Raw genomic sequence first — 25,240 nt, 5'->3', positions numbered from 1 at the left:
TACTATGCTTTCACGCGTTGCCGATTCTCTCTACTGGATGAGCCGTTACATCGAACGGGCCGAAAATATTGCCCGTTTGTTGGATGTAAATCTTCAACTATTACTCGATTTTGAGGCTCTGGATGATGACAAATTAAAGGAACACTGGGAGCCCGTGATCCGTGCTGCTGGCGAGGAGGAGCTGTTCTATGAGCTTTATGAGCGTGCCGACTCACAAAGTGTGACAGACTTTTTGACCTTTAACCCAGAGAATTCTAGTTCGGTGATTGCTTGCATGTTTGCGGCTCGGGAGAACGCGCGTATGATTCGCGATCAAATCTCGACGGAGATGTGGCAATGCTTGAACGATGCTTATTTGTTTTTGAAGTCCAATAACGCAAAAAAAGTTTGGGAAGAGGGCCCGTATGAATTTTATAAACAAATTCAGGATTACAGTCATTTATTTCAAGGGATGACCGATTCCACCTTCTCGCACAACGAAGGTTTTTACTTCATGCAGGTGGGTAAATATTTAGAGCGTGCGGACAAAACGAGTCGCATTCTCGATATTAAGTACCACATGCTGCTGCCCAGCGTGGACGATGTCGGCGGGGCCATCGATGCGGTGCAATGGGGGGCTATTTTAAAATCATGTAGTGGATTTGAGGCCTATCATAGCTTTTATGTGACTGCTGTGAATCCGATGAAAGTCGCTAACTTTCTGATCTTCGATCAGCACTTCCCACGCTCGATCTTGTCCTGTGTGCGTCATTTGGACGCGAATTTGCATAAGATTTCCGGCTGTAATCCCGGTTTCTACTCCAACGATGTCGAGCGCGTCTCGGGACGTTTGATGAGCGACCTGACCTATAGCAATATTGACGAGGTCTTTCAGTCGGGCTTGCACCAGTATTTAGGTCAGTTGCAAGAACGTTTCGTCGAGATCGGCATGGTGATGTTCGAAAATTACATGTTCCACGCACGCCCCGATATGGAGACAGAGATTGCCACGCAGCAACAACAGCAGCAACAGTAGTTGTTTGCTATGAAGTTCTCTGTCCAACATGTCACTCGCTATACTTACGCCAATCCAGTGTGGGAGAGCTTTAATGATGCCCATCTTTGTCCTGTTTCCGATGAGTTGCAGTGCTGCGAATCGTTTACGCTAAAGATTTTGCCGCAAGAGCCACGGGTGCTGCGGCGTTTGGATTTCTATACGAATCAAGTACATCATTTCGAAGTGATGGAGCCGCACGACTGGCTGGAAGTCGAGGCTCGCTCGTTGGTGGAGACGATGCCCGACACGCGGGATTTCACGGTCCCCTGTCCACTGGCGGGGCTCACGGGCTTGGATCGAGATGAGCGATATTATGATTTTTTAGCGGGCAGTCAGCGAGTGTTGCTGGGCCCCATGTTTGAGCATGAGGCCACTGAGATCGTTACGGGTGTGGAGGATGTGCGTTTACGGGTAGAGGCGCTGATGGCATATATCTTTAGAGAGTTTCGCTATGCGCCGGGTAGTACACAGGTGGAGACGGATGTGATACAGGTGTTCAAACATAAGCGGGGCGTATGTCAGGATTTTGCTCATGTTATGATTGCGCTTTGTCGCTCCATTAAGATTCCCGCACGCTATGTGAGTGGCTATTTTTATGTCGAAAAATCCGTGTCTGGCTCGGCTGATGATAACTCGGCCTCACATGCTTGGGTGGAGTGTTTCCTGCCCGGCATTGGTTGGGCGGGCTATGACCCGACGCATAATCGGCGTGCTGATGTACGTTATATCAAGTTGGCGATCGGGCGCGATTATGTAGATGTGCGTCCGCTGGCTGGTACCTACCGCGGCGAAGCGGTGGCCGAGATGGAGGTCGCTGTTCGGGTGGCACTCGTGTGAGCCGAGAGTCTGACTGTATTGCTGTTAGGTGGTGTTACGCGAGAGATGTTTTGTGCTGTTTCGGTGGCGACGCGCATGGCGAGGCGTCGCTTACAGTCTGTGTAGATTGGGCTTTCAATCATTCAAACTGCGATGCATTTTGACGGCATATGCGCAAGCTTGATGAGGTTCGTTTGAAGGTGGACCCTTTTCGTGGTTTTCACGGAGGGGGGGCTTCGGCTGTGTTCGATGCTGAGGGCTCTGCGCGTGCGCCTTATGCTCCGATTGTAGATGTGATTCGGTCTTGTTCCCCCGGGGACTTGAACCAGCGTCAGCAGCGGTTGGATTTTGCGGTGGAGGAGTTGGGCCTACAGTTTTCGGATGTAACCTCTAGTCGCTCCAGTGCGAACCCCTGGGGCTTGGATTTGTTTCCGCTCTCCTTGGGTGCGGAGGAGTGGCAGCTGATTTCTACGGGGGTGGTGCAGCGAGCCTTGGCGTTTAATGCCTATGCGCAGGATTTATACTCGCAGCAGAATATTTTGCGTCAGCGAGTGATTCCGCATGACTTGGCGCTCCGTGACCCAGCCTTTTTGCGGCCTTTGAGTGGAATCGAGGTGCCTTATGGAGAATATTCGCAGTTTGGCGCATTTGATTTGGTAGACGCGGGCGAGGGGGACTGGCGTGTGGTCGAAAATCATATGGGCACGCCCTTTGGTTTGTCGCATGTGTTACAAAATCGCCGTATCTTATCTCAGGTCTTTCCTGAGCTGTATGAGCGTGTGGATGTGGCGCCGGTGGCGGGCTTTAGCACTTACTTGCTAGAAATGTTGCGCGCGCAGTCCGCACGGGCGAACCCACATATCTTGTTGTTGACGAGTGGGCAGCCGGGGCAGGCTTATTTTGAAGAGGCTTTTATTGCGCGTCACATGGGGATCTCGATTGCGCAGTCGAGCGATCTTTTGGTGCGCGAGAGTCGTGTGTTTTTGAAAACGATTCGAGGCCTGGAGCCGGTTGATGTGATTTATCGGCGGGTGGAAAGTTCTGCGTTGGACCCGATTGCGGTGCCGAATGCAAATGTCTTTGGCTTGCCGGGGCTGATCAACGCCTGGCGTCAGGGCAATGTGGCGATTGTGAATGCGCCGGGTGCGGGGGTGACGGATAATCGTGCTTTGTTACGATACAGTGATCGTATTATTGGGCACTATCGTAATGAGAGCCCGATCTTGCGCTCAGTGGAGACTTTTCATTTGAGCGATGTGGATCAACGGGAATATGTGAGTGAGCACCGCGAGGACTTTGTGCTCAAACCCATGCAGGATCATGATATGTTGTGGCAAATTTGCGGGGAGCGCCCGCAAAATTCAGCGGCTTCTTTGGCGCGTATTGCCCGGAAGCATGCTGATTATTTTGTGGCGCAATCGATTCCTGAACCTGCCAAGCTTCCTCGTTTTAAGGAGGGTGAATTTTCGGCGCGGGGTGGGTATTTGCGTGTTTATTATATTCTTGGTAAGGAGCCTATTGTGCTGCCGGGTGGCATGGTACGGCAGAAAGTTTCGGGGCATCGTACGCGGCGATTGACGATTGCCACGGACGGTCTGAAAGATGTGTGGGTGCCCGACAGTGTGGTGCAGGATTCCGCGCCTAAGCGTCCACCGGCACAGATGGGGGAGCGCTTCTCGATCAGTAGTCGTGTGGCGGAGTCGCTGTACTGGGCCGGGCGCTATTTGGAGCGGGCGGAGAATACTGCGCGTCAATTTTATACCTTAGAGCGTTTGCGTTGGGATCAGATGGCGCATGCAGAGCAGCGCACTTACTGGCCGCTGCTGCAAGCGGTGGCTGCGGCCACGGGGCAGAGTGATGTGACGAAGCGTAAGCGACCGCCGCGCGATACTTTACCGCTCTCTAAGAGTCTTTTGTTGGATGCCAATGAGGGGGCTTCGGTGCGTGCGTGTATCAGCTATGCCCGCAATTCGCTGGAGCGTGTGCGAGAGGTGATCAGTCCCGAGTGTCGTGAAGTCTTGGAAGATATCACACTTTACCTCAACGCAGAGGCGAAGCGCCCAGTGAGCCGTGCGCGACTGGCAGAGCTGTGCGCGCATATGGTGAGTGAACTGGCTCGCTTTAATGGCACCGCGGAGCGCACCATGCCGCATGATGATACCTGGCAGTTTTATCGTGTTGGCATCTTTTTTGAGCGTGCGGTCGGAGCCTTAGCAGTTTTAAAGGTCGCGATGCCGCGAGTGGTAGAGGCCTACCATGAAGTGGACGAGGAGAGCGCCGATTTGACTGCTTTGTTGCGCTTACTTGGCTGTCTGGACGCGTATCGGCGAGAGTTTCGTTCACGCGCCTATGTCGACCGCATTTGCAGTTTGATGCTGCAGGCGAAGCATGTGCCGAGTTCGGTTAATTTCTGTCTGCGTAATTTAGATTATGCGATCGGCACACTTTCTTACAATGGGGCACGCGCGCTGGGCAGTGATCTGAGTGATCAGATTCATGGCTTGTTGCAGGTATTGGCTGATTTTCCTTTGGCTCAGAGCCCGATGGATGAAGTGGGCTGGTTGGATGCTGGTGAGCTGCCGCCTAAATCGGCCCAGCACTCGGCGGAGTTTGTGGGCGAGGCTTTTGCCGGCCTTGCGGAGCAAGTGGAGGCCTTGCACGAGCGCCTGGAGGATATCTTTTTTAGTCATCAGGATGTTTTTGCGCGTGAGCCGACGCTCTTTGGTTTGGAATAAACTGTGAGTTGGCGTTCTTTTTGCTTATTCAATTATTGTTTCATGCGCTTCCGAGTCTCCCATACCACCGAATATAAATACGCTGTTCCGGCCTCTGAGTCGTTTGCAGAGTTACGCGTGTGGCCGCAAACCAATGCTTCGCAGCGCATATTAAATCGGCGTTTGGATATCACGCCTGCAGCCAAGGTGGATCACTACGTTGATTATTTTGGTAACCACGTGGAGTTTTTCACGATCCCACACCGACACAATGCACTCACGGTCACTTCGGAGACGGAAGTTGAAACTTTCGCAGTGGAGCCGCCCACCGCGGCATTGGATCTGTGCGTGGGCGAGGTGCGGCAGATCTTTAATAGTATGCGCTACCAGTTATTTGAGTTCTTGGAGCCGAGTTACCATGTGCCGCTTAACCAGCATCGCCGTATTCGTAAGCAATTTTTCAAGCAGGCGGATTCGTATGGTGATGCTTTGCGCACGCTCTATACTTGGATCTATGAGAATTTTAAGTATCAGTCGGGGGCGACCGACATCTCCACCCCGATCGCGGAAGTGGTGCGTAAGCGCCATGGCGTGTGTCAGGATTTTGCGCATCTGATGCTCGCTATCTTGCGCAGTAACGGCATACCGGCCCGCTATGTGAGTGGCTATATTGAGGCTTATGATCCGGAGACTACGGACCCCGCCTTAATCGGTGCGGCGGCCAGTCATGCTTGGGTTGAAGTCTATCTGCCCGGGGGCACTTGGTGGGGGCTGGATCCGACTAATAATCAAGCCGTAGGCGAGCGGCACATCGAAGTGGCTGTCGGTCGTGACTATCGCGATGTGGCACCGATGCGGGGCACGTATAAAGGGGCGACGGACCAACGCTTGAATGTGATTGTCTCACTGGAACGAACGAAGCAAAATACATGAAATTAAGTATCCAACATCACACGACGCATAGTTATGAACGCGCTGTCAGTTTTAGTGATCACGCATTGTTTTTACGACCACTCGATAGTCACTTGCGCCACGTTGTACGCTTCGAGGTAGCCACCACGCCTGCTTCGCAGCAACGATGGCTGCGTGATGCTTATGGCAATCTAGTGTTGCGCTGTAATTTCGGTTTGCTCGAATCGCAGCAGTTAAGTTTCAATACCTCGATCGTGATCGAGGTCGGCGAAGATAACCCCTTCGACTTTATTCTCGAAAGCTATGCCACTGCATATCCTTTAAGTTATCGTGAGCCCGACTTGACTGCACTTCGGCCCTATGTGAACGCTCAAGCGCCCAAAGGGGCTGGTCGTGTCTTGGACTGGTTTTATCAGGCTGTGCCGAGTCCGATGCAACATGTCGATGTGGTGCAGTTTTTGTCGGATCTAAATGCCGCCGTGGCGCGCGATATTAACTATGTGCGGCGTGATGAGGAGGGTATTCAAGATCCGGATACGACATTGGCGTTGAGGACCGGGTCCTGTCGCGATATGGCAGTGCTATTTATTGCGATTACGCGGCAGCTTGGTTTCGCGGCTCGTTTCTGTAGTGGGTATTTATATGATCCTCCTGTTGCGGGTGAGGACACGCATGTGTTTAACCGGGCGGTCGGTTCCATGCACGCTTGGGCGGAGATTTATTTGCCCGGTGCCGGGTGGAAGGGCTTTGACCCGACCAATGGTATTTTAGCCAATGGGTTTTTTATTCCCTGTGCCGTCTCGCACGACCCGAAGGCCGTTGATCCGATTCAAGGTTCTTATTTCGCTAACGCATCCGTTGCATCCACGATGGATGTCAGTCTTGAGATCGAGGGGATGGATCAATGATTTTTTTCTACGAATTTTACTATGAGCCCAAATATTCAATCCCTCGCCAAACAAGTTGAAGATTCGCTGCAGTCGCAAGGCATCGCCTTGACGATGGGAGGCGAGCCGACCTTTATTCCTGCTCAGCCGGACGCTCCTGAATGGAACAATGCCGCGATGGGGGAGCAAAAGCTGGGCTATGCCCGGCGTATGACAGCCGAGCTGATACGTGAGGTCTATCCGGGCGCTTTAACCATGCAGGTATTTGGCAAATGGTATCCGGGCGAACCGCTGCCTCGTTGGAACTGCATGTTGTTACACCGTCAGTCGGGGGAGCCGCTCTGGTCGGATACAGCTCGCATGTTGCTGGACGATGTGCCGGGGCAGAATGAGCCAGCTGCCGCTGGTAGTTTAATGCAAACGGTCGCTGAGCACTTGGGCTTGAGTGACTTCGTGCTGCCCGCTTGTGAGGCGGAGCAAAGGACGCCGACTGGCTGGGTCTTACCGCTTGATTATGTTGAGGGAGAATGGACCTCGGCGCAGTGGCCGTTTTCAGAGGAGGAACCATTGCAATTATTTATGGGCGACAGCCCTGTGGGGCTACGCTTGCCGCTGGGGGATTTAGACGAGTCCACTATGCGTACGGCGCTAACCATCGAAGTGCGCAAGGGTGCTTTGGAGATCTTTGTGCCGCCGCTGGACTGGGTGGGCTTTCAGGCTCTCATTGCATTTTTTGATGCGACCATCGCTACCAGTGCTTTTAGTGATATCGTGTTTTGCGGCTATGCGCCCAAGGCCGCAGGCGATGCCTTGCTCAAATTTGGGCTGGCCGCGGACCCTGGAGTTTTGGAGATCAACTTGCCGCCTGCGGCAACTTGGGTGGAGTACGATCGTTTTCTGCGACAGTGCGCGCGGGCCGCCAACGCTGTCGGTTTGCAACTAACTAAGCGGCAGCTCAATGGAGCGATCTATGGGACTGGCGGTGGCTCGCACTTGGCGTTTGGTGGACCTAGCTTGGAGTGCAATCCCTTTTTATTAGAGCCGCGGCGCATCGTTTCGGTCTTGCGTTATTGGCAGCATCATCCCGCGCTCTCTTATTTGTTTACGGGGCAATACGTCGGTCCCGGTAGCCAAGCGCCACGCGTGGACGAGGGGCCTATGCATTCCTTGTATGAGTTGGAGGTGGCCTGTGAGGGCGTGCAAGCGCTGAGTGCGGCGCCTGAGGGAGAGCTATTGGATCAGTTTTACCGTAACTTACTGACCGACTCTTCGGGGAACACGCATCGCACTGAGATTTGCTTTGATAAGTTTTGTAATCCCTCTGCGCCCAATGGTAAGTGGGGCATCATCGAACTGCGCGCGTTTGAGACTTTTCCGCAAATCGAGACCATGTCGGTGATCGCATTATTTGTGCGCACGATTATCGCGCGCCTATTTAAAGCCCCCTTCAGTGAGCCGCTGAACCGGTTTGGCCCATTGTTACACGATCGCTATTTCCTGCCGGCATTTTTGTGGGAAGATGTGCATGTCATCTGCGATGATCTGGCGGCGCATGGTTTGCCATTCCAAGCCGAGTGGCTTGAGCCCGTTTTGTCCTTCCGTTGCCCCAGTGTCGGGCGCTTAGAGGTGCCGGGTGGGCATGTCGACTTGCGGCAAGCCTTCGAATCCTTTCCTTTGATGGCGGAAGAAAGCCAAGGCGCGAACACCGTGCGGGTGGTGGACAATTCCAGCGACCGGCTGCAGTTGACGCTGTCGGATTCCGCCCTGTGCGCCGACGCCTTGTTATTAGTCAACGGAGTGCAAGTGCCCTTCGAGTTGGTCAATGGGCAAATGATTTGTGGGCTGCGTTATAAATGTGCTAGTGCGTATCCGGCCTTGCATCCGCACGTACCGATTCAATCGCCGCTCGAATTTGAGTGGGTCTGCAAGCGTTCCGGAGAGACGCTGCAAGCGGCGCGCTATCATTACTGGAATCCCTTCGGGCCCGTCTATGAGGGGCGTCCGCAAACGAGTGAGGAGGCTGCTCAGCGCCGCGCAGATCGTTGGCAGATCGCCTCTGATTTGATCGGCCGCAAGCCCGCGCAGTTTGAGCCCAAGCTCGCACCGGAATTTCGCCACACCCTGGATTTGCGCCGACAGTTACGCGGGTAGTGGTGAGGACGGTTTCGGTGAAGTTGGGGCTGGCGCAGATATAAAAGCATGCCTCAGGCCGCGCGCGCTCAGTTGAGGGGCAACGAGCTCATGGTGCACTGGGAGGGCATCATCGTAGCTCAAGGTGACTGCGCATCTTTGCCCATCGGGCCATACAAATGGGGGGTGTTGTTTCATGAGGGTCATTTATAAAATCCGCCACCCAGTAGTTTGTCGCCGTCGTAGATGGCTAGGATTTGGCCGGGCGAGAGCGCTCGCTGGGGCTGGTCGAAGCTGACTTTGGCACGGTTGTCACCTAGTGGTGTATAGTGGATCGCTTGCGAGGGATCGCGGTAGCGGGGCTTGGCGAGTAGGCGGCAGGGCTCGCTGATGCTTTGATTGACGAAGCTGAGGCCGTAGACTTCGACCTCGGAGGTGAACAGGCCGGGGGAGTCGGGCTTGTCGAAGGCGACGATGAGCTCGTTGCGCTCCATGTCGAGACCGGTGACGACGTAGAATTCGTTGTCGGTGTTGGAGGGCACGCCGATGCCGCGACGTTGCCCGGTGGTGTAGCGATGCAGGCCGCGGTGGCGGCCGAGCACTTTGCCTTCAGGGTTTACGATGTCGCCCGGCTTGTCGTCGATGTAGTGTTCGAGGAAGCGGCTGATATTCATGTCGCCCAAGAAACAGATGCCTTGGCTATCTTTTTTGGTGGCGTTGGGCAATTTGTTCTCTAGTGCGAGTTGCCGCACGCGTGGCTTTTCCAGCTCGCCGACGGGGAAGAGGGCGTGCCGGATTTGCTCTTGGCGCAGAAGTGCGAGGAAATAGGTTTGGTCTTTATTTTTGTCGAGTCCTTCGAGCAGGTCCTGACTGCTGTCGTCGTTGGTGAACTTACGCACGTAGTGGCCGGTGGCGATGCCGTCGAATCCTGCCTTGAGGGCGTAGTCTTGAAAAATGCCAAACTTCATTTCCCGGTTGCACATGATGTCCGGGTTGGGGGTGATGCCGCGCTGGTAGCCGTCGACAAGGTAGTTGACTACGTGTTCGCGGTATTCGTTGACGAGGTTGACGATCTCGTAGTCGATGCCTAGGTGGGCGGCGACGGCACGGGAGTCTTCGATGTCTTGTTGCGCAGGGCAGTCTGCGAGGGGCATTTCCTCGTTCATCCAAGTGCGAATGTAGGCACCTGAAATGTCGTAACCTTGCTCTTTGAGGAGCCAAGCTGCTACGGCGCTGTCGACGCCGCCCGAGAGCGCTACCAGGATTTTGTTCATAAGCGGCCTAAGTAAGTGCTAGAATTGGATGGCGTCAATTACTGAGGTGACTGATGGAATTCTGCTACTTCTTTGTTAATGGGTATTGCGCTTGCTAGGGTCTCTTGCAGACAATAGAGGACGCTATGGGTAAGAAGACGCAAAAGATCGCGAATGCATTTTGGGAATCACGGGACTCGGGCTTAGTGATCCTTTCCGCTAATTGGCCGAGTACGACGACTTTACCGCCTCTGTTGTTGGGGCCGAAAGAGCAGCCCTTTGCGAAGGTGGAGCGTTTGTCGCCAGAGGAGTGTGGGCGCTATTGCCGTTATTACCGACGAAAGAACAGTTGGGTCTTTACGCTTCGTTCGAGTCGATACCCGCAGCTTCTGGATCGTAAGGTGCGAGTATTCCTGGGGGCAGACTTTAATCAATGGGGCAAAGCGGTGGGGCAATCGCAGTGGGAATTGAAGCCTGTAGATGACGCCGCGGAGACAGTCTACGAGTTGCGAGTTCCGTTGAAGTTGATTCCCTCGGGCAAGGCTTTTGCCTTTAAGTTTGTGACAGATCATGAGGTCTGGCTGGACGTACCGGATAGTGCGCCGAATCGCATGGAGCGGGATGGCGTTTCAAACTTCCTTTTTCAGCCGGAGCAGACGGGGAATCACATCTTTCGCTTTCATACACCTGTAGGCTATGAGCCGATCGGCAATGAGAAGATTATATGGCGTTCGGCGGATGAGCAGGAAGTGCATGAGTTGCCACATACGCAGTTTTTGACTGCTGCGAAGACAGATCTTGAGCTGGGGGCACTGGTGGAGGGCGACCAAACAACTTTTCGCTTGTTTGCACCTCGAGCAACTTCGGTGAAGGTGAGTTATGGCAAGTTGGCCGATGGGAGCGATGCGCAGCTGTATTCGATGGGCTGCTTGGATGGTTGCACTTGGTCACTGGTCGTGGATCGGAATCTGGACGGATATTACTACAGCTATCGGGTGGGAGGTTTGAGTGTGGAGGGGACTTCGCACTTTGATCCGAATTTTGCAGTGCTGGACCCATACGCGAAGGCTTGCTTGGGACGACGTGGCCCAGGTATCGTGGTGGCACCGGAGCGCATGCCTAAGGTGAGTGCCCCTTTTACGCCACCGTCTTGGCACGATCTTGTGATACTCGAAGGTCACGTGCGCGATTTGGCGGCGCATGCGCCGATTGAATTGACGGCTCAAGAACGTTCGGGCTATGCGGGCTTGCGCAAATGGCTGCAGGCAGAGGGCTCCTATTTGAAGGAAATCGGAGTCAATGCTGTGGAGCTACAACCGATTCAGGAATTTGATAATGAACAGCCGCAGGATTACCACTGGGGCTACATGACGGTGAACTACTTCTCGCCGGAGAGCAGCTACGCCGCAGAGCCTGAAAAGGCTTCGCAAATCGAAGAGTTTCGTGGATTGGTCGAGGACTTTCACCGGCAGGATCTAGCGGTGATTCTCGACGTGGTTTATAACCATGTGGGGGAGCCGAATCATCTGCTCTTTATTGATAAGTTCTACTACTTTCACCTGGACCAGGGGAATGACTTGATGAACTGGAGCGGTTGCGGTAACGATCTTCGTTGCGATACGGCGATGGGGCGTCGCTTGATCATCGATAGTTTGAAGCACTTGGTGGAGGCCTACGATGTGGACGGCTTCCGCTTCGATCTCGCGGAGTTAATTGGCATCGAGGTCTTGCGCGAAATTGAGATCGAACTCAAGAAAGTGAAGCCTTCTTTGATTTTAATCGCGGAGCCGTGGAGCTTCCGTGGGCACATTCAAGAGGAGCTTAAGGAAACGGGCTTTGCCTCTTGGAACGATGGCTTTCGCGAGTGTATCGCCAAGTACGTGAAGGGGGAGGGCAGTCAGGATATTATTCGCCATTTCGTGGCGGGCTCGCCTGGCACGACGCGCTTCGTTGCGCAGACGATTAATTATACGGAATCGCACGATGACCACTGCTGGATTGACCGCATTACCGAGCGCCCGAAAGGGGATGGCACGGACCCCACGCTCCTGGATCGCCGCCGGACACATCTGATGGCTTCGTTGCTCTTTGCTTCATTGGGGGTTCCGATGCTGGCCGAAGGGCAGGACTTTATGCGCTCGAAGCGTGGGGTCGAGAATACCTATCAGCGTGGCGACATTAACGCGCTGGATTATAATCGGCGCTACGTGTATTCAGGCACGCATGGCTATTTTCGTGACTGGATTCACTTTCGCTTGTCGCCCCTGGGCAAGGCCTTGCGCTATGATGGTGGTATGAGCGAAGATTACGTGAAATTTTTCTTTGCAGAGGGCTCGAGTGCGGCAGTGGTGCTCTTTAACGCAGACCATTCGGTTGACGCACCACAGTTGGTCTATGCGATCAACCCCCACTTGGTGTATGCCGATATCGAGTGTGCGGACTTGCAGCCAGAAAGGCTCAAGCAGATTGCGGATCAGGAACGTTTTCGCTTGGAGGGCATCGATTCCGCGCGTATCCCGCTCGATGCCACGCGTATTAATCTGCCGCCGCTGACTTGCGGTTTGTGGTTGGTCTAAGCGCTCTAAAAAAAAAGGCCCGACATGCATGTGCATGTCGGGCCTTTTTGAAATTTAATTAATCGCAGTATTTAGTGTGCAAACTCATACTGCTTCGCGGCGTTGCGTGTGACTTCGACCCACTCGTCCCAAGTTTCTTTGAGGGAGGCACGAAGTGCTTTGATCTCTTGTTGCAGGTGCTCCTTCTGGTCGTCACTGGCTTTTTTGAGTTCGCGGGCTTTGGCCATGAGGGCGGCGGCTTTTTCTTCGAAAGTGGCTGAGAGCTCTTCGAGCTTCGCTTTGAGCTCGGCGGCGCAGTCGTCCATCTCATGGCTGATGTGGTCGAGGATCATTTTCTTGTCCTTGGAGACCAGTGATTTTTGCACGGTGATTTCGTTGATTACGCGCAAGTTCTTAACTAAGCCGAGCTTAGATGCGAGCCAGATGGTCCACTTCGAGGGGTCGAAGTGATACCAGCGGATACCATTACGGTAGTCGGCTGCAAAGGCGTGGTGGTAGTTGTGGTAGCCTTCGCCGAAGGTGAGTGTCGCTAGGATCGCATTGTCTACGGCACTGAGTTCACGGGCATAAGTTTTGGAGCCGTAAGTGTGGCAGAGTGAGTTGATGAACCATGTGCAGTGGTGGATCATCGCCATGCGCATTAGAAAGCCCATGTAAAACGAGGCCAGCGCGCTGCCAGTAATCGCCCAGCCAATCAGAAACACTGCGAAATTCACGCCCAGCAGGAATTTGCCATAGTGTTTGTCTTGCAGCATGACGCGTGGGTTCTTCATGAGGTCGGCCACCAGGCTCTTGTCGAAGTCGCGCTTATAGTCGAATAGCCACAGAATGTGGGCATACCAGAAGCCCTTTTTGATCGAGTAGGGGTCCTTGTCGGTATCGACGTGATTGTGGTGGACGCGGTGGTCGTGTGACCATTTGAGCGCCGACATTTCAAAAGCCAATGCGGAGCTGAGGAGCACACACCATTCAAAGAATGCATTGGCGGAGTAAGCTTTGTGCGAATACATGCGGTGGTAGCCGACGGTGATCGACATGCCTCCCATGATGTAGGTGACTAAGAAGAGCGCCACCGCGCTCCAAGAGAAGACGTTGATAAATGCAGGCAATAGCGCTACCAATGCTAGGTGGTAGACGACGACAAATGCGAACATGTCCCAGTTTTTAATTTTCATAAATAAATCTTTGGTTGTAGTGCTCATTAGGCTGAATCGTGCCAAGAGATTGGGCTGATTCGAGCGATTACACACTTTGTAAGTGCCTCATGCACAGAGGATCACGACGTCTAGGTTCGGGCTGCTGCCGCCTAGAAGTAGATGCGCGTAGTCATCGCATGAATGTTGCTAATGTCAAGCGCATTCATGGTATTGCACGGCTAGCCAATATGCATTTTTGATTAATTTAACTTATAGCTTGACGATTTTGGATAAGTTGCGATGTTCGCTCCAATTCAATTCAACTGAATCTACGGAATAACACTTGCCATAGCAAAGTACCTGCATACAAGTGCCAGTTTTACGGATTTTATCTCAACCTGAAAAAATACATACATATATAATATGGCTACAAAAATTGGAATTAACGGATTCGGCCGCATTGGTCGCCTAGTCTTTCGCTCGCTCGTCGAGAAGGGTCTCCTTGGCTCTGAAATCGAAGTGGTTGCTATTAACGACCTCGTTCCTGCAGACAATCTTGCATACCTTCTTAAGTATGACACCACACAGGGTCGTTTCAAGGGCACTGTAACTACAGAGGGTGACGACACTCTGGTAGTGAACGGTAACAAGATCAAGACACTCGCACTTCGCGAAGGTCCTGCAGCCCTTCCTTGGAAAGAGCTTGGCGTAGACATCGTCATCGAGTCGACTGGTCTTTTCGTTCAAGACGAAAAAGCTGCGGGTCACCTTGAAGCAGGTGCTAAAAAGGTCATCATCTCCGCTCCTGGTAAGGGTGACGGCGTGAAGACTGTTGTTCTTGGCGTTAATGACGACGAGCTTACAGCGGACCACAACATCATCTCTAACGCATCTTGCACAACTAACTGCTTGGCACCGATCACTAAGGTCGTTCTTGAGAACTACGGCATTGCTGAAGGTCTGATGACAACAGTTCACTCGTACACAGCGACTCAAAAGACTGTGGACGGTCCTTCGCCTAAGGACATGAAGGGTGGCCGCACAGCTGCGCTTAACATCATTCCTTCCACAACAGGTGCTGCGAAGGCTGTTGGCCTCGTGCTTCCTGCGGTTCAAGGCAAGTTGACTGGTATGTCTTTCCGCGTGCCAACTCCAACTGTTTCGGTTGTTGACCTTACAGTTAAGACTGAAAAGAGCACAACTTACGAAGACATCTGCGCTAAGATGAAGGAAGCTTCTGAAGGTTCGCTCAAGGGGATCCTTGGCTACACTGAAGACGAAGTGGCTTCTTCTGACTTCATCCACGAAGAGCTTAGCTCCGTATTCGATGCAGGCAGCGGCATGGGTCTGAACGACACATTCTTCAAGCTTGTTTCTTGGTATGACAACGAATGGGGTTACTCCAACCGCGTCGTTGAGCTTGTTCAAAAAGTTTCCAAGTTCCTCTAAACCCGGATCTCTGGTAACCATTGATTGAATTTTCAGGCCGCCGCGGCAGGTATCCCATACGGATTCTTGGTTGCGGCGGCCTTTCTTTTTCTCGACGGTTTACCGGCGCGAAGAAAAAGGACCCTCCCAAGCTCGCAGAGCGTAAGACGGGTTTTTTCTCGACGGTTTACCGGCGCGAAGAAAAAGAGACCACGCCGTCGCTCCTAGAGCGCAGGCGGGCATATTCAAATATCCGGAACCAGTCCACAGTATCACTCTCACATTCACTTTTACTCGGCGCGAAGCGCCGCCACATATTTATGGCCACAAAAACCATTAAAGACGTCAATCTCTCTGGCAAACGCGTGTTCGTTCGCTGTGATTTCAATGTGCCTCTTAAGGACGGCGTAATCAACGACGACTCTCGTATCGTTGCTGCGCTGCCTACCATCAAGCTTCTGATCGAGCAGGGTGCTAAGGTGATCCTGGCATCGCACCTCGGTCGTCCCAAGGGCGAGAAGAACGCGAAGTTCACACTCGCACCTGTCGCCGAAGAACTCGCGACACAACTGGGCCAGCCTGTGACTTTTGTCGAAGACTGCATCGGCGAAGAAGTCGAAGCTGAAGTCGCCAAAATGGGCGACGGCGATGTCATGCTGTTGGAAAACGTCCGCTTCTATGCGGGGGAAGAAAAGAATGACCCGGAATTTGCTGCCGCACTGGCTAAGTTGGCGGACGCTTTCGTCAATGATGCTTTTGGCACCGCGCACCGCGCGCACGCCTCCACTGCAGGCGTTGCGAAGCACCTCTCACCTTGCGTGTGCGGTCTATTGATCGAAAAAGAGCTCGCTTACTTGGGCGATAAGACTGCCAACCCCGAGCGTCCCTTGACTGTGATCCTTGGGGGCGCAAAGGTCTCTGATAAGATCAAGGTGATCGATGCACTGCTGGAAAAGGCCGATACCATTATCATCGGTGGCGCCATGGCATACACTTTCGCACTCGCTGAAGGCCGCAAGGTCGGCGAATCGCTCAGCGAGCCTGATTTCATCGAGACTGCAAAGTCTGCTTTGGCCAAGGCTAAGGAAAAGGGCGTCAAATTCTTGCTGCCAGTGGATAACCTCGCGGTGAAGGATCTCGACTTCGGTGCCGGCACTGTGGGGGAAACTCAGTTCTTTGAAGGTAACATCGAAGATGGTTGGGAAGGTGTCGACATCGGTCCTAAGAGTATCGAGCTCTTCAGCAACGAAGTGAAGCAAGCCAAGACTGTTCTTTGGAATGGCCCGATGGGTATCTTCGAAATCGACGCCTGCAACAAGGGCACGTTCGCAGTCGCTAAGACGATTGCTGAGTCCGACGCCTGCTCCATCATTGGTGGTGGCGACTCGGTGAAGGCGATCAAGATGGCTGGTTACGGCGATCAAGTCACATTCATGAGCACCGGTGGTGGTGCTTCACTTGAATTCCTCGAAGGTAAAGAGCTTCCCGGCGTGACCGCCCTGGATCAAGCTTAGCCATATCCGCCATCATTAATTATTCATCCGCAATCCGCAATCCGCCATCATTCATCAATATTATGAGCACATCCGCACGCAAATACCTGATCGCAGGTAACTGGAAAATGAACCTGAATTCTGCCGAAGGCGCAGAGCTCGCTAAAGACGTAGTCAGCCTCGTTGGTGCACAAACCGATGTTACGGTCTGTGTCTGCCCGACCTTCACAGCACTGGAGTCTGTCTCTCAGGTCGTGAACAATTCGAACATCCAACTCGGTGCACAAAACATGCACTTCGAAGCATCCGGCGCTTACACGGGTGAGATCTCAGCTGAAATGCTGCGCCACCTCTTCACTAACTTCGTGATCCTTGGACACTCCGAGCGCCGCGAATACTTCGGTGAGACCGATGCGATCGTCAACAAGAAGACACTCGCTGCACTTGCTGCCAACCTGAAGCCCATCGTCTGTGTCGGTGAAACACTCGAAGAGCGTGAGGCCGGCAAGGTCAACGAAGTCATCAAGACACAACTCGAAGGTGCACTGGTCGGCGTCGAAGCGGATGCTGCGGACGCACTTGTGATCGCTTACGAGCCCGTCTGGGCGATTGGCACTGGTAAGACCGCCACTCCTGAGATGGCCGAAGAAGTGCACGCTGAAATCCGCTGCATGCTCGCTGGCCTGATCGGCGAAGAAGCTGCGGATAAGGTGCGCATCCTTTATGGTGGTTCTATGAAGCCAGAAAATGCAGATGATCTGCTCGCTCAAAAGAACATCGACGGTGGTCTCATCGGCGGTGCGGCCCTTAAGGCGAACTCTTTTGCAGCTCTTGTTGAGAGCGCACAAAAGCTCTCCAAGTAAGCGTCCATTCTTGCTAGTTTATTCAGCCGGAGGCCGAGAGGCCTCCGGCTTTTTTTGTTGTTCAAATGGGGCCCCGTGACCTAGTCAGTTGCGCAGGAATTTCATTTTAAGCTCGACATTTGGCTCATTAGTGCCCATTAATCAAAGGTTTATGCCGCCTCGGGCGGTTTTATCCACAGAAGACACATACTCATTAAATGAGAAAAAAGATCATTAGCTCGCGCAAATTCATCAAGCCTTCGTTCAGCCATTTGGTTGAAAAGAAGCGTGACGGTGGCGAATTCACCGACGAAGAAATCCGTTTCATCGTCGACTCTATTTTAGACGAAGAGATGCCGAAATTTCAGCAGGCTGCCTTCGCGATGGCAGTCTATTTCCAAGGCATGTCCGCGCAAGAGACCGCTGTCTTTGCTGAAGAAATGATGCTTTCCGGTGAGGTCATCGACCTGACCAAGATCACACGCCCAAAGATCGACAAATACTCGACCGGCGGTGTGGGTGATAAGACCACTCTAGTGCTGGCTCCGCTTGCAGCTGCATGTGGCGTCGTGATGCCCACTATGAATGGTGTGGATGAGGAATACATCATCAGCAATCTGAGTAAGCTTTCTGCAATCCCTGGTTTCGATCCCGTGCTCGACCTCAAGGGCTTCCATGCTCAGTTGAAGAAAGTGGGCTGCACCTTTATCAAGCAAGATCCGGAAATCGCACCCGTTGATAGCATCCTGTATCAGATGCGCACCGAGACGGGCACCATCCCCAGCTTGCCTTTGATTACGGGCAGTGTGCTGAGCCGCAAGTTGGCTGAGGGAGCGGAAGGGCTCGTGATCGACGTGAAGTGGGGCAACGGCTCCTTCATCAAAGATGTCGAGCAAGCCAAGCAACTCGCGCGCTCCATCACACGTGTCGGCCGCTCGATGAAGCGCCGCTGTGTGGCATTGGTCACTGACATGAATCAGCCGCTCGGCGATACCGTTGGCACCGCCTTGGAACTCAAGGAAGCAATCCAATTGCTCAAGGGCGAAGGTCCGGAAGATTTGCAAGAATTGGTGCTTAAGCTCGGTATGGAAATCGTGCGTCTTGCAGGTGTCGCTGGTTCCACGCTGTCTGCTAAGCAGACGGTGCAACGTCACCTTAAGGATGGTTCCGCTCTGCAGAAATTTAAGGATATGGTGGCCGCACAGGGAGGCGATACATCCGTGATCGACGATCCAGAGAAATTCCCGACTGCAAAGCATGTGCGTAAATTGCCTGCGCCTAAGCGCGGCTATGTGCACACCATTAATGCCGGATTGATTGCAGAAGGCGTGGCGAAACTAGCCATGCGTAAGAACGGTAAATACGACCCCGCGGTTGGAGTTTCCGAAATCAAGAAGGTTGGCACGCAGGTCAAACAAGGTGAGCCATTGATGATGATTCATTACAACGACGAAGCGAAGATGGAAGAAGCGCTTGAATACCTCAAGACTGCCTACCGCCTCGCGCCTAAGCGTCCGAATCCACCAGAGCTTATTGTCGAGCGCGTCGCTTAAGTGGCCCACGAGCCGATCGGCTCGATTTAATTGTTTTCCAAGCCCTGCCGTTGATTCGGCAGGGCTTTTTTATGCAATCCTGCCTATTAATACCACTCTAAGAATATATGATCTATAAGCTTGGCCTTTGCGTAGCAGAGGCCCTACGACGGGCTGGGACGCGCCATTCTAGTAAACGGCGGTAACTGTGCCAGCGGGCATAGACGCTGACGGCGACAATTGCCCCGAGAGTGTCCGCCAGCCAGTCGGCCACTTCCACGCTGCGGCCTGGCGTGAGTGACTGGCGAAACTCGTCGCAGCCACCATAGGCCGAGGTGATCAACACTGCGATCATGAGGTCTCGCCAACGGCAGCTTCGCAACTTTGGCGTGCGCAGTACGGCTGTCGCGACCAGGCCGAAGACTAAAAAATGAGCCAACTTGTCTTTTGAAAATTGAAATCCGAGGTCGGGTGTGGCGAGTCGCGAGGTGCTAGAGGCCGCGAAGATGGCGATGATGAGTAATACTGGCCATAAGTAGGCGCGCGGGATTTTGGATGGCTTGCCCTGCATTATAGACGCTTCATGTATTTCTTGCCATTGTTGTCCATGAATAAAACGCGCTCTTGTTGGATCACCATGACCTTGAGCCCGAGATTGTAATTTACATATTCGCCGACTGCATAAGCTTTGCCGTTTAAGATGACTTTGCTTTCGCTGGTGGATATTTTGACACCTGAAAGCTTCGCTTGCCCTAGCCATGTAATGATGTCTTGGCTAGGTTTCGCTTCTGCTCGGGCCTTGGCGGCCGCGGCGGCTTTTGCTTCAAGTTCGGCGGCCTTGGCAGCTGCTTGGGCCTCAGCGGCGGCTTTTGCCTCGGCGGCTTCACGTGCTTTGCGCAATTCGTCCACTACGCTGGGAGCGGCTGCAGTACTCTCCCCCGGGGCAGCTGTCGTGGGTGCCAGCGCTGGAACAGAGGCTTGCGGAATCGGGCTGTGTGCAGGTTGCGGAGCCGGAGTTGGATTTTCGCCGCTCGCAGGCGTCGCACTCGCGGCATTGCTGATTGGTCGTGCCGGGGTGGAGTTATCTCTAAAGATCACTACGCTCAAACCTACCACTAAGCCGATCAGCACTGCGACAGCAATGACGAGGCCTATCACGAGCGCAGGGCTCATGCCGCGCGCCGCGCTCTGGGCGTAGGCCGGCGCACTCTGCTCACCGGGTTGCGCCATGCGGTTAGGCGTGCGGTCGCGTTGGGCTTTTCGAAGGGCTTGGTTGATTAGGCTCATTATCGATGTAGGCGGTTGATGTCTTTGAGGGCGCGGCGCACGTCCCAGTAGGTGACTTCGTTGCCGTTGCGGATGAAGGTAGAGAGTAATGACTTGTCGCAGATATTGTTAATCATGCGAGGAATGCCTAGGCTGCTGTTGGCAATCTTCTTGATGGCGCGTGGTGTGAACTGTGGCTGCCCATTGCTGCCAACTAGCGAGAGCCGGTGCAGCACGTAGAGTTGTACTTCCATCTGATTGAGCGGTTTGAGGTCGTAGTGCACCAGCACGCGTTGGCGAAATTGGCGCAGACGCTCTTCTTTCAGCTTCTCGTTCAGTTCCGGTTGACCCATCAAGATGATCTGCAGCAGCTTTTGGTCGTAGGTTTCCAAGTTTGATAGCATGCGTAGCATCTCCATGACCTCAAAGGAGAGGTTTTGCGCTTCGTCGATGATGACTACAATTTCACGGCCCGCGTGGATGCGCTCCAGCAATACATCGTTAATTTTGTCCAGTAGGTCGTTGCTAGAGCGCGCTTTGACCTCCTCGCCGAGCTCTTTCATGATGCCGCGCAGCAGTTGAGTCTCAGAAACGCGCGGGTTTAATAGCAGCGCGGTGTCCACTTCTTTCCGCGAGTCCAGCTCTTCGAGCAATTTGCGACAGAGCGTCGTCTTGCCGCAGCCCACCTCTCCGGTCAGTACGATGAAGCCCTTTTTGTCCTCGATCCCATAGCGTAAGTGCTGCAGCGCCTCCTCGTGAGTGGGGCTGAGAAAGAGGAAACGCGGGTTGGGCGTTACGTGAAAAGGCATTTCCTTAAAACCGAAGTATTCGAGATACATAGTGCTTAGATTAAAATACCCTTTCCAAGTGCGGGAAAATGGCCTTCTTTGTCCTGTCTGATGTCAAAAAATTCTGCCCAGCGAAAGGAACGTGCTTTTGTGCTCATGTTGATGGGCATGTTATGCGTGTTGGTCGTGTTTTTTGGCGGGCTCGTCATGAAGACACATCGAGAGTATATGAACTTCAAAGCCCGCGAAAATAGAATCGAGGCTAAGCTCATACAAGCTCGAAAAGAGTTTGATCAAAAGGAGTCCTATATGGCGCGCCTGATCGATGACCCCGAGTTTCTAGAGCGTGTCGTGCGCGAGCGGCTTGGTTACGCCCGTCCCGACGAGTTGCTGTTCCGATTCTCGGACGAGCCATAAGCACATGACGGCCTTTTCAGGCGAGCGTTTAACTGCAAATTAACAGGCAGCCTGCGCAGTAAAATTGAAGATTCTGAAGCTTCAGGCCTCCACGGGCAGATTTCTCTCGCGCAGAGTGGCGTCACGCAAGCAACGCTAGCCTGAGTTGGGCCTGTAAATCCTTATTTGTCGAATAATTGGATCTCCGGTCTTCTCGTGCGGTAGGTAATGCCTTCTTTTATGATGTTGTAACCGTCGACGAATCCGTGATCGAAGGCCCTGCAGAAGCACAGCCATTCCGCTTCATCGTTGATGGGGAATTTGCGCTCAATTTGATTACGATCCTTTAGTAGCCGATTGAGTGTTGAAAATGGGAGCATTCCGTATATTTCAGGGTCGAATTTGAGCCCATAGTTGTAGCCTAGTTCTCTGGCCCGTGCGTCGTCATAATATTCGTCATAGCGTTCGGTGTAGCCTTTGAGGAACTCTCTTGCGAGTGATTCAAACTCTTCGCTCTCTATTTGAGAGAAGGCTGCTCTTTGCCTTAATTCTTGTCTGGATAACTTGATTGCCCACTCAGTTTCGAACTCAGGCATCGATTCCGGGAGATTAAATTAACCAAGGAGATTTAATTAACCAGGCTATAAGAAATTGCTCTTACTGACGAGACAACAATTTCAGGGGGGACCTCATCAGCCACACTTACACCAAACAGCCAGCGTTTGGGCGATATTTACGCTACGGCGAAGGTTGGAGAAAGAATGTTTATCTGGGAGGGGACGACAACGTCAACAGCTCCACTCGTGCTTACTCTAGAAAATCCATATTTAATCCCAAATCTCAACGACCCAGAGGGCCACCCGCTCACATCGGAAGATGGAACTCCACTTGATGTCCCTTACTTCACATCTACTTCTGTCAGAGTCCTAGGTCCGCCGAATTCAGAAGGAACCGTAACGATCAATCCAGGAAGCCAGTTTGTTCAGATTTGGGGGCTAAATGAAAATGGAAAAGTTCATATTGATTCAAATGGCCTCGGAGTTTTTTACGTCGGAGTGCTCCCAGACGTTAACACCTCAGCCGAAATTCAAATTAGTGTCCAAGTCAATCCGGAGGGAACGACACTTCCATTCATCACTGACGTTGCGAATTGGGGAAATATCAGTCAAGCTTGGATAGGTTTTTGGGGTGGCGATACCGAAAACAACGCGGGTATGGTTGGTGGCGTAGTTGGAGGTTTTTTGGTCGTTGGAGACATTGGAGTCATTGTCAAAAACCTTTTTAGAAAGGTTGGATGGTCGGAGGAAGAGGTAAATTCGGTCGAGACTTCGTTAGCCATGATTGGGATCGGTGGCATTCTCATTGGGCCTGCTGATGGATTTATTACCTTCCTTCGTGTCATCGTTCAACGGTTCGGCGATACTCCGTTCACGCGGATGTTACTTAAGAGAGCAATCGATGTAGTAAAAGGTACGAAATCAATTACCGAAGCTGAGGAAGGTTTTTTTAACCTACTAAAGAACAATGATTCCTACGCTGATAGCTTCAGTAAGGTAGCGGTGAGTGAAGAACTTTGGGAGGCTTCGGTAAGAAGCGCAGATCACCTCGGAGAAAACTTTAGTCAAGCTGTTAAGAACGCGGTAGATGATTATTCCGAGTTAGCTGCGAAAAAGTTAGTGGAAACAACGGCTGGATTTTCCGATGATGTTTTGGCATCTCTCAAAGCATCACCAGATCTCGACGATGCATTGGAAGGATTAGTAAAGGTTCTGGACGAAGGAATTAATCCAGAACTAGTCAAAAAAGCACTAAATAACGCAAACGTTTTCGGGAGTCAATATAGGCATGCTAACCTACTCATGGACATTGGAGAAGTTTCAACGGTTAAGGGTCTTGATTTGGCATTAGACACTTTAAAGTCTACGGCACGCGGAATCAATCAGACCAAAGGTTATCGCTATGAAATCGAAGGTGCAGCAGAACTTGTCCGCCAAGGGCATAATGTGGTTGAGTTCTCGAAGCGTGTAAATGTTCCCTGGGACGACGCCGCTCAGGCTCTCGGTAAAACGGGAAGAACGGATATAGATGTAGTTGTTTCTAATGGGGCAGATTTGTTTTACTATCAATTTAAACGATCCACCATTGCGTTACGCACACTTAAACATGCCCAAGCATGGGTAACAAAAGCTCTGCTTGATCTGGATGAAGTTGGCAATTATTCAAGAGTAATATATGCGATGCCCAACGGGGCAAACGATCTGACTTCGACAGTCAAAAAATGGTTCGACAGTCTGAATCCTCCTATTACAACAATAAGCATACAACACCTCGATTAGACTATGGTTATGGAAAATACAGTTGTGCTTGAAGATAGCCATCCCATCTTTGAGGCCTGTGAAAAAGGGGACGCGGTTTGTGTTCGAAATTATTTAGAAGCGGGAGTTCCAGTTACAGCAAAATCCAGGTCTCATGCTCACCTAATAACTACCGCAGTAAAGTTTGGCTATGTGGAGATCGTCAAAGCGTTAATTGAGTTTGGCGTCGATTTGAACGAGCCAGTTAATACCGTTGGCCAAAGACCAATTGATTTCTCAATTAGTTATTCACAAAAACAAATCGCCGAAGTATTGCTCGATAATGGAGCGACACCCGACACCAGATTAGCCGGCGAAATGACACCTTTGATGAGTGCTCTTTCTGGAAATGAACTCGAAATTGCGCAAAAGCTGCTCGATCATGGAGCAGATCCGACGTTGACCTCATATTCTGGTGAAAGTCTTTATCATTGGGCGGCCAGTTCGGGATCATCCGATGCATTGGAATTTGTTAAACGCCTCGGTCTCAACATTAATGTGCCGAACAGGCAAGGACAAACCGCTTTGTTGAGATCAGCACAAAGGGGGGATGTTACAGTTGTTAAATGGCTAATTGAAAATGGCGCAGACCCGACGATAGCTGACCGAAGCAAGCGGACACCTTTGTATTGGGCTGAAAGAAACAAAAGGGAAGGTGTTGTCGATTTGCTTCAAGCTTATAACGGGCAATGAGACAGCTTTAGCGTGAAGGAGATGCCCCAGTGTTTCATGATTTTAGCCATCTCTCGTATCAACTCGGCAACGACGCAACTGGCCTGCACAAGCAACGGTTCCAATCGACCGTCCCACCGCAGCCCCGCCTGAGTCGCCCCCGATTTTGCGGTGGATAGCCGTTCTCCCCGCCCTAGCGATCTTATGCCTAATTTTCCTTTAACGGAGCACTCGGACTGTTCCAGTCCTCAAACAGAGCTCCTAGGAAAAAGAGATCTTTAATTAACCAGGCTATAAGAAAAGATCTTTAATTAACCAGGCTATAAGAAATGGGTTGACTCGAGTTGGTGATGTGCAGAGAGTCAGCTGGGAAGGGGGAGGATATTATGAAAGTTCGTCGCACAAAAGTTCATGGTCGAGATGCCGTTTATCATTGCATGACGCGGGTGGTGAATGGGGAGCGCTTGTTCGAGGATCGTGAAAAGGAGATGCTGCGTAAAATGATCTGGCAGGTGGCTGATTTCTGCGGAGTGCAGGTGCTGACTTACTGTGTGATGTCGAACCACTTTCATGTGCTCTTGCGTGTGCCGGACGGTCAGCAGGTGGATGATGCCGAGCTGATGCGCCGCTATAAGGTGCTGTATCCGAAACCTACTAAGTATCAGGCGGATTCGGTCAAAGTGCTGACTTCTCAGTTGAAAGAGGACTCGGAGGAGGCGCAGCAGTTGCGTGCGAAATTATTGGCGCGGATGGGCGATGTTTCTGAATATATGAAATCGCTGAAGCAGCGCTTTTCGGTCTGGTTTAATCGTAATCATAAGCGCTATGGCACACTGTGGGCCGACCGCTTTAAGTCGGTTCTGGTTGAGGGACATGGTAATCCGCTGCAAACGATGGCGGCTTATATTGATCTCAATCCTGTGCGTGCTGGCATTGTGGAGGATCCGAAGGATTACCGCTTCTGTGGTTATGCGGAAGCGGTGGTGGGTGTGAAAGCGGCGCAGGCTGG

Annotated in this window: 21 protein-coding genes; 15 read left to right on the top strand and 6 right to left on the bottom strand. The window is 52.3% G+C overall.

Going from position 1 to position 25,240, the window contains the following annotated elements:
• The first annotated feature begins 4 nt into the window (after positions 1 to 4).
• From QEH52_RS11205 to QEH52_RS11180, 6 genes are all read left to right on the top strand, one after another.
• Positions 5 to 1,015: an alpha-E domain-containing protein gene (locus tag QEH52_RS11205; protein WP_308950510.1), complete on the top strand. Its 1,011-nt coding sequence runs from the start codon at positions 5 to 7 to the stop codon at positions 1,013 to 1,015.
• Between the two features lie 9 nt (positions 1,016 to 1,024).
• Positions 1,025 to 1,873 carry a transglutaminase family protein gene (locus QEH52_RS11200; RefSeq protein ID WP_308950508.1) on the top strand — a complete coding sequence of 283 codons (849 nt, stop codon included), beginning with the start codon at positions 1,025 to 1,027 and terminating at the stop codon, positions 1,871 to 1,873.
• A 149-nt stretch (positions 1,874 to 2,022) separates the two neighbouring features.
• Positions 2,023 to 4,587, top strand: coding sequence for a circularly permuted type 2 ATP-grasp protein (locus QEH52_RS11195; RefSeq protein ID WP_308950506.1), 2,565 nt, complete (start codon positions 2,023 to 2,025; stop codon positions 4,585 to 4,587).
• A 42-nt stretch (positions 4,588 to 4,629) separates the two neighbouring features.
• Positions 4,630 to 5,499 (top strand): transglutaminase family protein, encoded by an 870-nt coding sequence (locus tag QEH52_RS11190; protein ID WP_308950505.1) that lies wholly within the window; start codon positions 4,630 to 4,632, stop codon positions 5,497 to 5,499.
• On the top strand, positions 5,496 to 6,386 hold the full coding sequence (locus QEH52_RS11185) for a transglutaminase family protein (protein WP_308950504.1): 891 nt from the start codon (positions 5,496 to 5,498) through the stop codon (positions 6,384 to 6,386). The genes QEH52_RS11190 and QEH52_RS11185 overlap by 4 nt, the downstream gene beginning before the upstream one ends.
• A gap of 21 nt (positions 6,387 to 6,407) precedes the next feature.
• Positions 6,408 to 8,516, top strand: coding sequence for a transglutaminase family protein (locus QEH52_RS11180; RefSeq protein WP_308950503.1), 2,109 nt, complete (start codon positions 6,408 to 6,410; stop codon positions 8,514 to 8,516).
• A gap of 182 nt (positions 8,517 to 8,698) precedes the next feature.
• On the opposite strand, the gene mnmA is transcribed toward QEH52_RS11180, so the two are convergent.
• Complete coding sequence (mnmA, locus tag QEH52_RS11175) at positions 8,699 to 9,769, bottom strand: tRNA 2-thiouridine(34) synthase MnmA (protein WP_308950501.1); 1,071 nt, start codon at positions 9,767 to 9,769, stop codon at positions 8,699 to 8,701.
• A 125-nt stretch (positions 9,770 to 9,894) separates the two neighbouring features.
• On the opposite strand from mnmA, the gene QEH52_RS11170 reads away from it, so the two are divergent.
• Positions 9,895 to 12,324: an alpha-amylase family glycosyl hydrolase gene (locus QEH52_RS11170; RefSeq protein ID WP_308950499.1), complete on the top strand. Its 2,430-nt coding sequence runs from the start codon at positions 9,895 to 9,897 to the stop codon at positions 12,322 to 12,324.
• 71 nt (positions 12,325 to 12,395) lie between these two features.
• On the opposite strand, the gene QEH52_RS11165 is transcribed toward QEH52_RS11170, so the two are convergent.
• Complete coding sequence (locus QEH52_RS11165; RefSeq protein ID WP_308950497.1) at positions 12,396 to 13,499, bottom strand: fatty acid desaturase; 1,104 nt, start codon at positions 13,497 to 13,499, stop codon at positions 12,396 to 12,398.
• 384 nt (positions 13,500 to 13,883) lie between these two features.
• Between QEH52_RS11165 and gap the strand changes: the two genes are divergently transcribed.
• From gap to QEH52_RS11145, 4 genes are all read left to right on the top strand, one after another.
• Positions 13,884 to 14,909 (top strand): type I glyceraldehyde-3-phosphate dehydrogenase, encoded by a 1,026-nt coding sequence (gene gap / locus QEH52_RS11160; protein WP_308950495.1) that lies wholly within the window; start codon positions 13,884 to 13,886, stop codon positions 14,907 to 14,909.
• Positions 14,910 to 15,208: 299 nt separating this feature from the next.
• On the top strand, positions 15,209 to 16,402 hold the full coding sequence (locus QEH52_RS11155) for a phosphoglycerate kinase (protein WP_308950493.1): 1,194 nt from the start codon (positions 15,209 to 15,211) through the stop codon (positions 16,400 to 16,402).
• A 62-nt stretch (positions 16,403 to 16,464) separates the two neighbouring features.
• Positions 16,465 to 17,244, top strand: a complete 780-nt coding sequence (gene tpiA, locus QEH52_RS11150) for a triose-phosphate isomerase (protein ID WP_308950491.1) — start codon at positions 16,465 to 16,467, stop codon at positions 17,242 to 17,244.
• A gap of 197 nt (positions 17,245 to 17,441) precedes the next feature.
• Complete coding sequence (locus QEH52_RS11145) at positions 17,442 to 18,776, top strand: thymidine phosphorylase (protein WP_308950490.1); 1,335 nt, start codon at positions 17,442 to 17,444, stop codon at positions 18,774 to 18,776.
• 112 nt (positions 18,777 to 18,888) lie between these two features.
• Here QEH52_RS11145 and QEH52_RS11140 read toward each other — a convergent pair whose 3' ends face one another.
• From QEH52_RS11140 to QEH52_RS11130, 3 genes are read right to left on the bottom strand one after another with little or no spacing between them, the layout of a single operon-like run.
• Positions 18,889 to 19,326 (bottom strand): VanZ family protein, encoded by a 438-nt coding sequence (locus QEH52_RS11140; RefSeq protein ID WP_308950489.1) that lies wholly within the window; start codon positions 19,324 to 19,326, stop codon positions 18,889 to 18,891.
• A complete protein-coding gene (locus QEH52_RS11135; protein ID WP_308950488.1) occupies positions 19,326 to 20,042 on the bottom strand; it encodes a hypothetical protein in 717 nt (238 codons plus the stop codon). The genes QEH52_RS11140 and QEH52_RS11135 overlap by 1 nt, the downstream gene beginning before the upstream one ends.
• Positions 20,042 to 20,860: an ExeA family protein gene (locus QEH52_RS11130; protein ID WP_308950486.1), complete on the bottom strand. Its 819-nt coding sequence runs from the start codon at positions 20,858 to 20,860 to the stop codon at positions 20,042 to 20,044. Before QEH52_RS11130 ends, QEH52_RS11135 begins: the two co-directional genes overlap by 1 nt.
• A 60-nt stretch (positions 20,861 to 20,920) precedes the next feature.
• Here QEH52_RS11130 and QEH52_RS11125 point away from each other — a divergent pair, with 60 nt between their 5' ends.
• On the top strand, positions 20,921 to 21,226 hold the full coding sequence (locus tag QEH52_RS11125) for an FtsB family cell division protein (protein WP_308950484.1): 306 nt from the start codon (positions 20,921 to 20,923) through the stop codon (positions 21,224 to 21,226).
• Between the two features lie 161 nt (positions 21,227 to 21,387).
• Here the strand turns inward: QEH52_RS11125 and QEH52_RS11120 are convergent, their stop codons facing one another.
• Entirely contained in the window at positions 21,388 to 21,801 is a 414-nt protein-coding gene (locus QEH52_RS11120; RefSeq protein WP_308950482.1) for a hypothetical protein, read from the bottom strand.
• Positions 21,802 to 21,927: 126 nt separating this feature from the next.
• Here QEH52_RS11120 and QEH52_RS11115 point away from each other — a divergent pair, with 126 nt between their 5' ends.
• From QEH52_RS11115 to QEH52_RS11105, 3 genes are all read left to right on the top strand, one after another.
• Positions 21,928 to 23,541, top strand: a complete 1,614-nt coding sequence (locus QEH52_RS11115) for a hypothetical protein (protein WP_308950481.1) — start codon at positions 21,928 to 21,930, stop codon at positions 23,539 to 23,541.
• A 9-nt stretch (positions 23,542 to 23,550) separates the two neighbouring features.
• Complete coding sequence (locus QEH52_RS11110; RefSeq protein WP_308950479.1) at positions 23,551 to 24,252, top strand: ankyrin repeat domain-containing protein; 702 nt, start codon at positions 23,551 to 23,553, stop codon at positions 24,250 to 24,252.
• A gap of 365 nt (positions 24,253 to 24,617) precedes the next feature.
• The coding region (locus tag QEH52_RS11105; protein ID WP_308950478.1) for a transposase at positions 24,618 to 25,240 on the top strand (623 nt) is incomplete at its 3' end.

The sequence above is a fragment of the Thalassobacterium maritimum genome (assembly GCF_031127805.1).
Lineage (GTDB): Bacteria > Verrucomicrobiota > Verrucomicrobiia > Opitutales > Coraliomargaritaceae > Thalassobacterium > Thalassobacterium maritimum.
The sequence above is the reverse complement of the archived record's forward strand: the minus strand, read 5'-3'. Positions and strand labels throughout refer to the sequence as shown.

Excerpts from the sequence above, each read along its gene's own strand:
- QEH52_RS11205 (WP_308950510.1), top strand. The coding sequence starts at position 5 with ATGCTTTCACGCGTTGCCGATTCTCTCTACTGGATGAGCCGTTACATC.
- QEH52_RS11200 (WP_308950508.1), top strand. The coding sequence starts at position 1,025 with ATGAAGTTCTCTGTCCAACATGTCACTCGCTATACTTACGCCAATCCA.
- QEH52_RS11195 (WP_308950506.1), top strand. The coding sequence starts at position 2,023 with ATGCGCAAGCTTGATGAGGTTCGTTTGAAGGTGGACCCTTTTCGTGGT.
- QEH52_RS11190 (WP_308950505.1), top strand. The coding sequence starts at position 4,630 with ATGCGCTTCCGAGTCTCCCATACCACCGAATATAAATACGCTGTTCCG.
- QEH52_RS11185 (WP_308950504.1), top strand. The coding sequence starts at position 5,496 with ATGAAATTAAGTATCCAACATCACACGACGCATAGTTATGAACGCGCT.
- QEH52_RS11180 (WP_308950503.1), top strand. The coding sequence starts at position 6,408 with ATGAGCCCAAATATTCAATCCCTCGCCAAACAAGTTGAAGATTCGCTG.
- mnmA (WP_308950501.1), bottom strand. The coding sequence starts at position 9,769 with ATGAACAAAATCCTGGTAGCGCTCTCGGGCGGCGTCGACAGCGCCGTA.
- QEH52_RS11170 (WP_308950499.1), top strand. The coding sequence starts at position 9,895 with ATGGGTAAGAAGACGCAAAAGATCGCGAATGCATTTTGGGAATCACGG.
- QEH52_RS11165 (WP_308950497.1), bottom strand. The coding sequence starts at position 13,499 with ATGAAAATTAAAAACTGGGACATGTTCGCATTTGTCGTCGTCTACCAC.
- gap (WP_308950495.1), top strand. The coding sequence starts at position 13,884 with ATGGCTACAAAAATTGGAATTAACGGATTCGGCCGCATTGGTCGCCTA.
- QEH52_RS11155 (WP_308950493.1), top strand. The coding sequence starts at position 15,209 with ATGGCCACAAAAACCATTAAAGACGTCAATCTCTCTGGCAAACGCGTG.
- tpiA (WP_308950491.1), top strand. The coding sequence starts at position 16,465 with ATGAGCACATCCGCACGCAAATACCTGATCGCAGGTAACTGGAAAATG.
- QEH52_RS11145 (WP_308950490.1), top strand. The coding sequence starts at position 17,442 with ATGAGAAAAAAGATCATTAGCTCGCGCAAATTCATCAAGCCTTCGTTC.
- QEH52_RS11140 (WP_308950489.1), bottom strand. The coding sequence starts at position 19,326 with ATGCAGGGCAAGCCATCCAAAATCCCGCGCGCCTACTTATGGCCAGTA.
- QEH52_RS11135 (WP_308950488.1), bottom strand. The coding sequence starts at position 20,042 with ATGAGCCTAATCAACCAAGCCCTTCGAAAAGCCCAACGCGACCGCACG.
- QEH52_RS11130 (WP_308950486.1), bottom strand. The coding sequence starts at position 20,860 with ATGTATCTCGAATACTTCGGTTTTAAGGAAATGCCTTTTCACGTAACG.
- QEH52_RS11125 (WP_308950484.1), top strand. The coding sequence starts at position 20,921 with ATGTCAAAAAATTCTGCCCAGCGAAAGGAACGTGCTTTTGTGCTCATG.
- QEH52_RS11120 (WP_308950482.1), bottom strand. The coding sequence starts at position 21,801 with ATGCCTGAGTTCGAAACTGAGTGGGCAATCAAGTTATCCAGACAAGAA.
- QEH52_RS11110 (WP_308950479.1), top strand. The coding sequence starts at position 23,551 with ATGGAAAATACAGTTGTGCTTGAAGATAGCCATCCCATCTTTGAGGCC.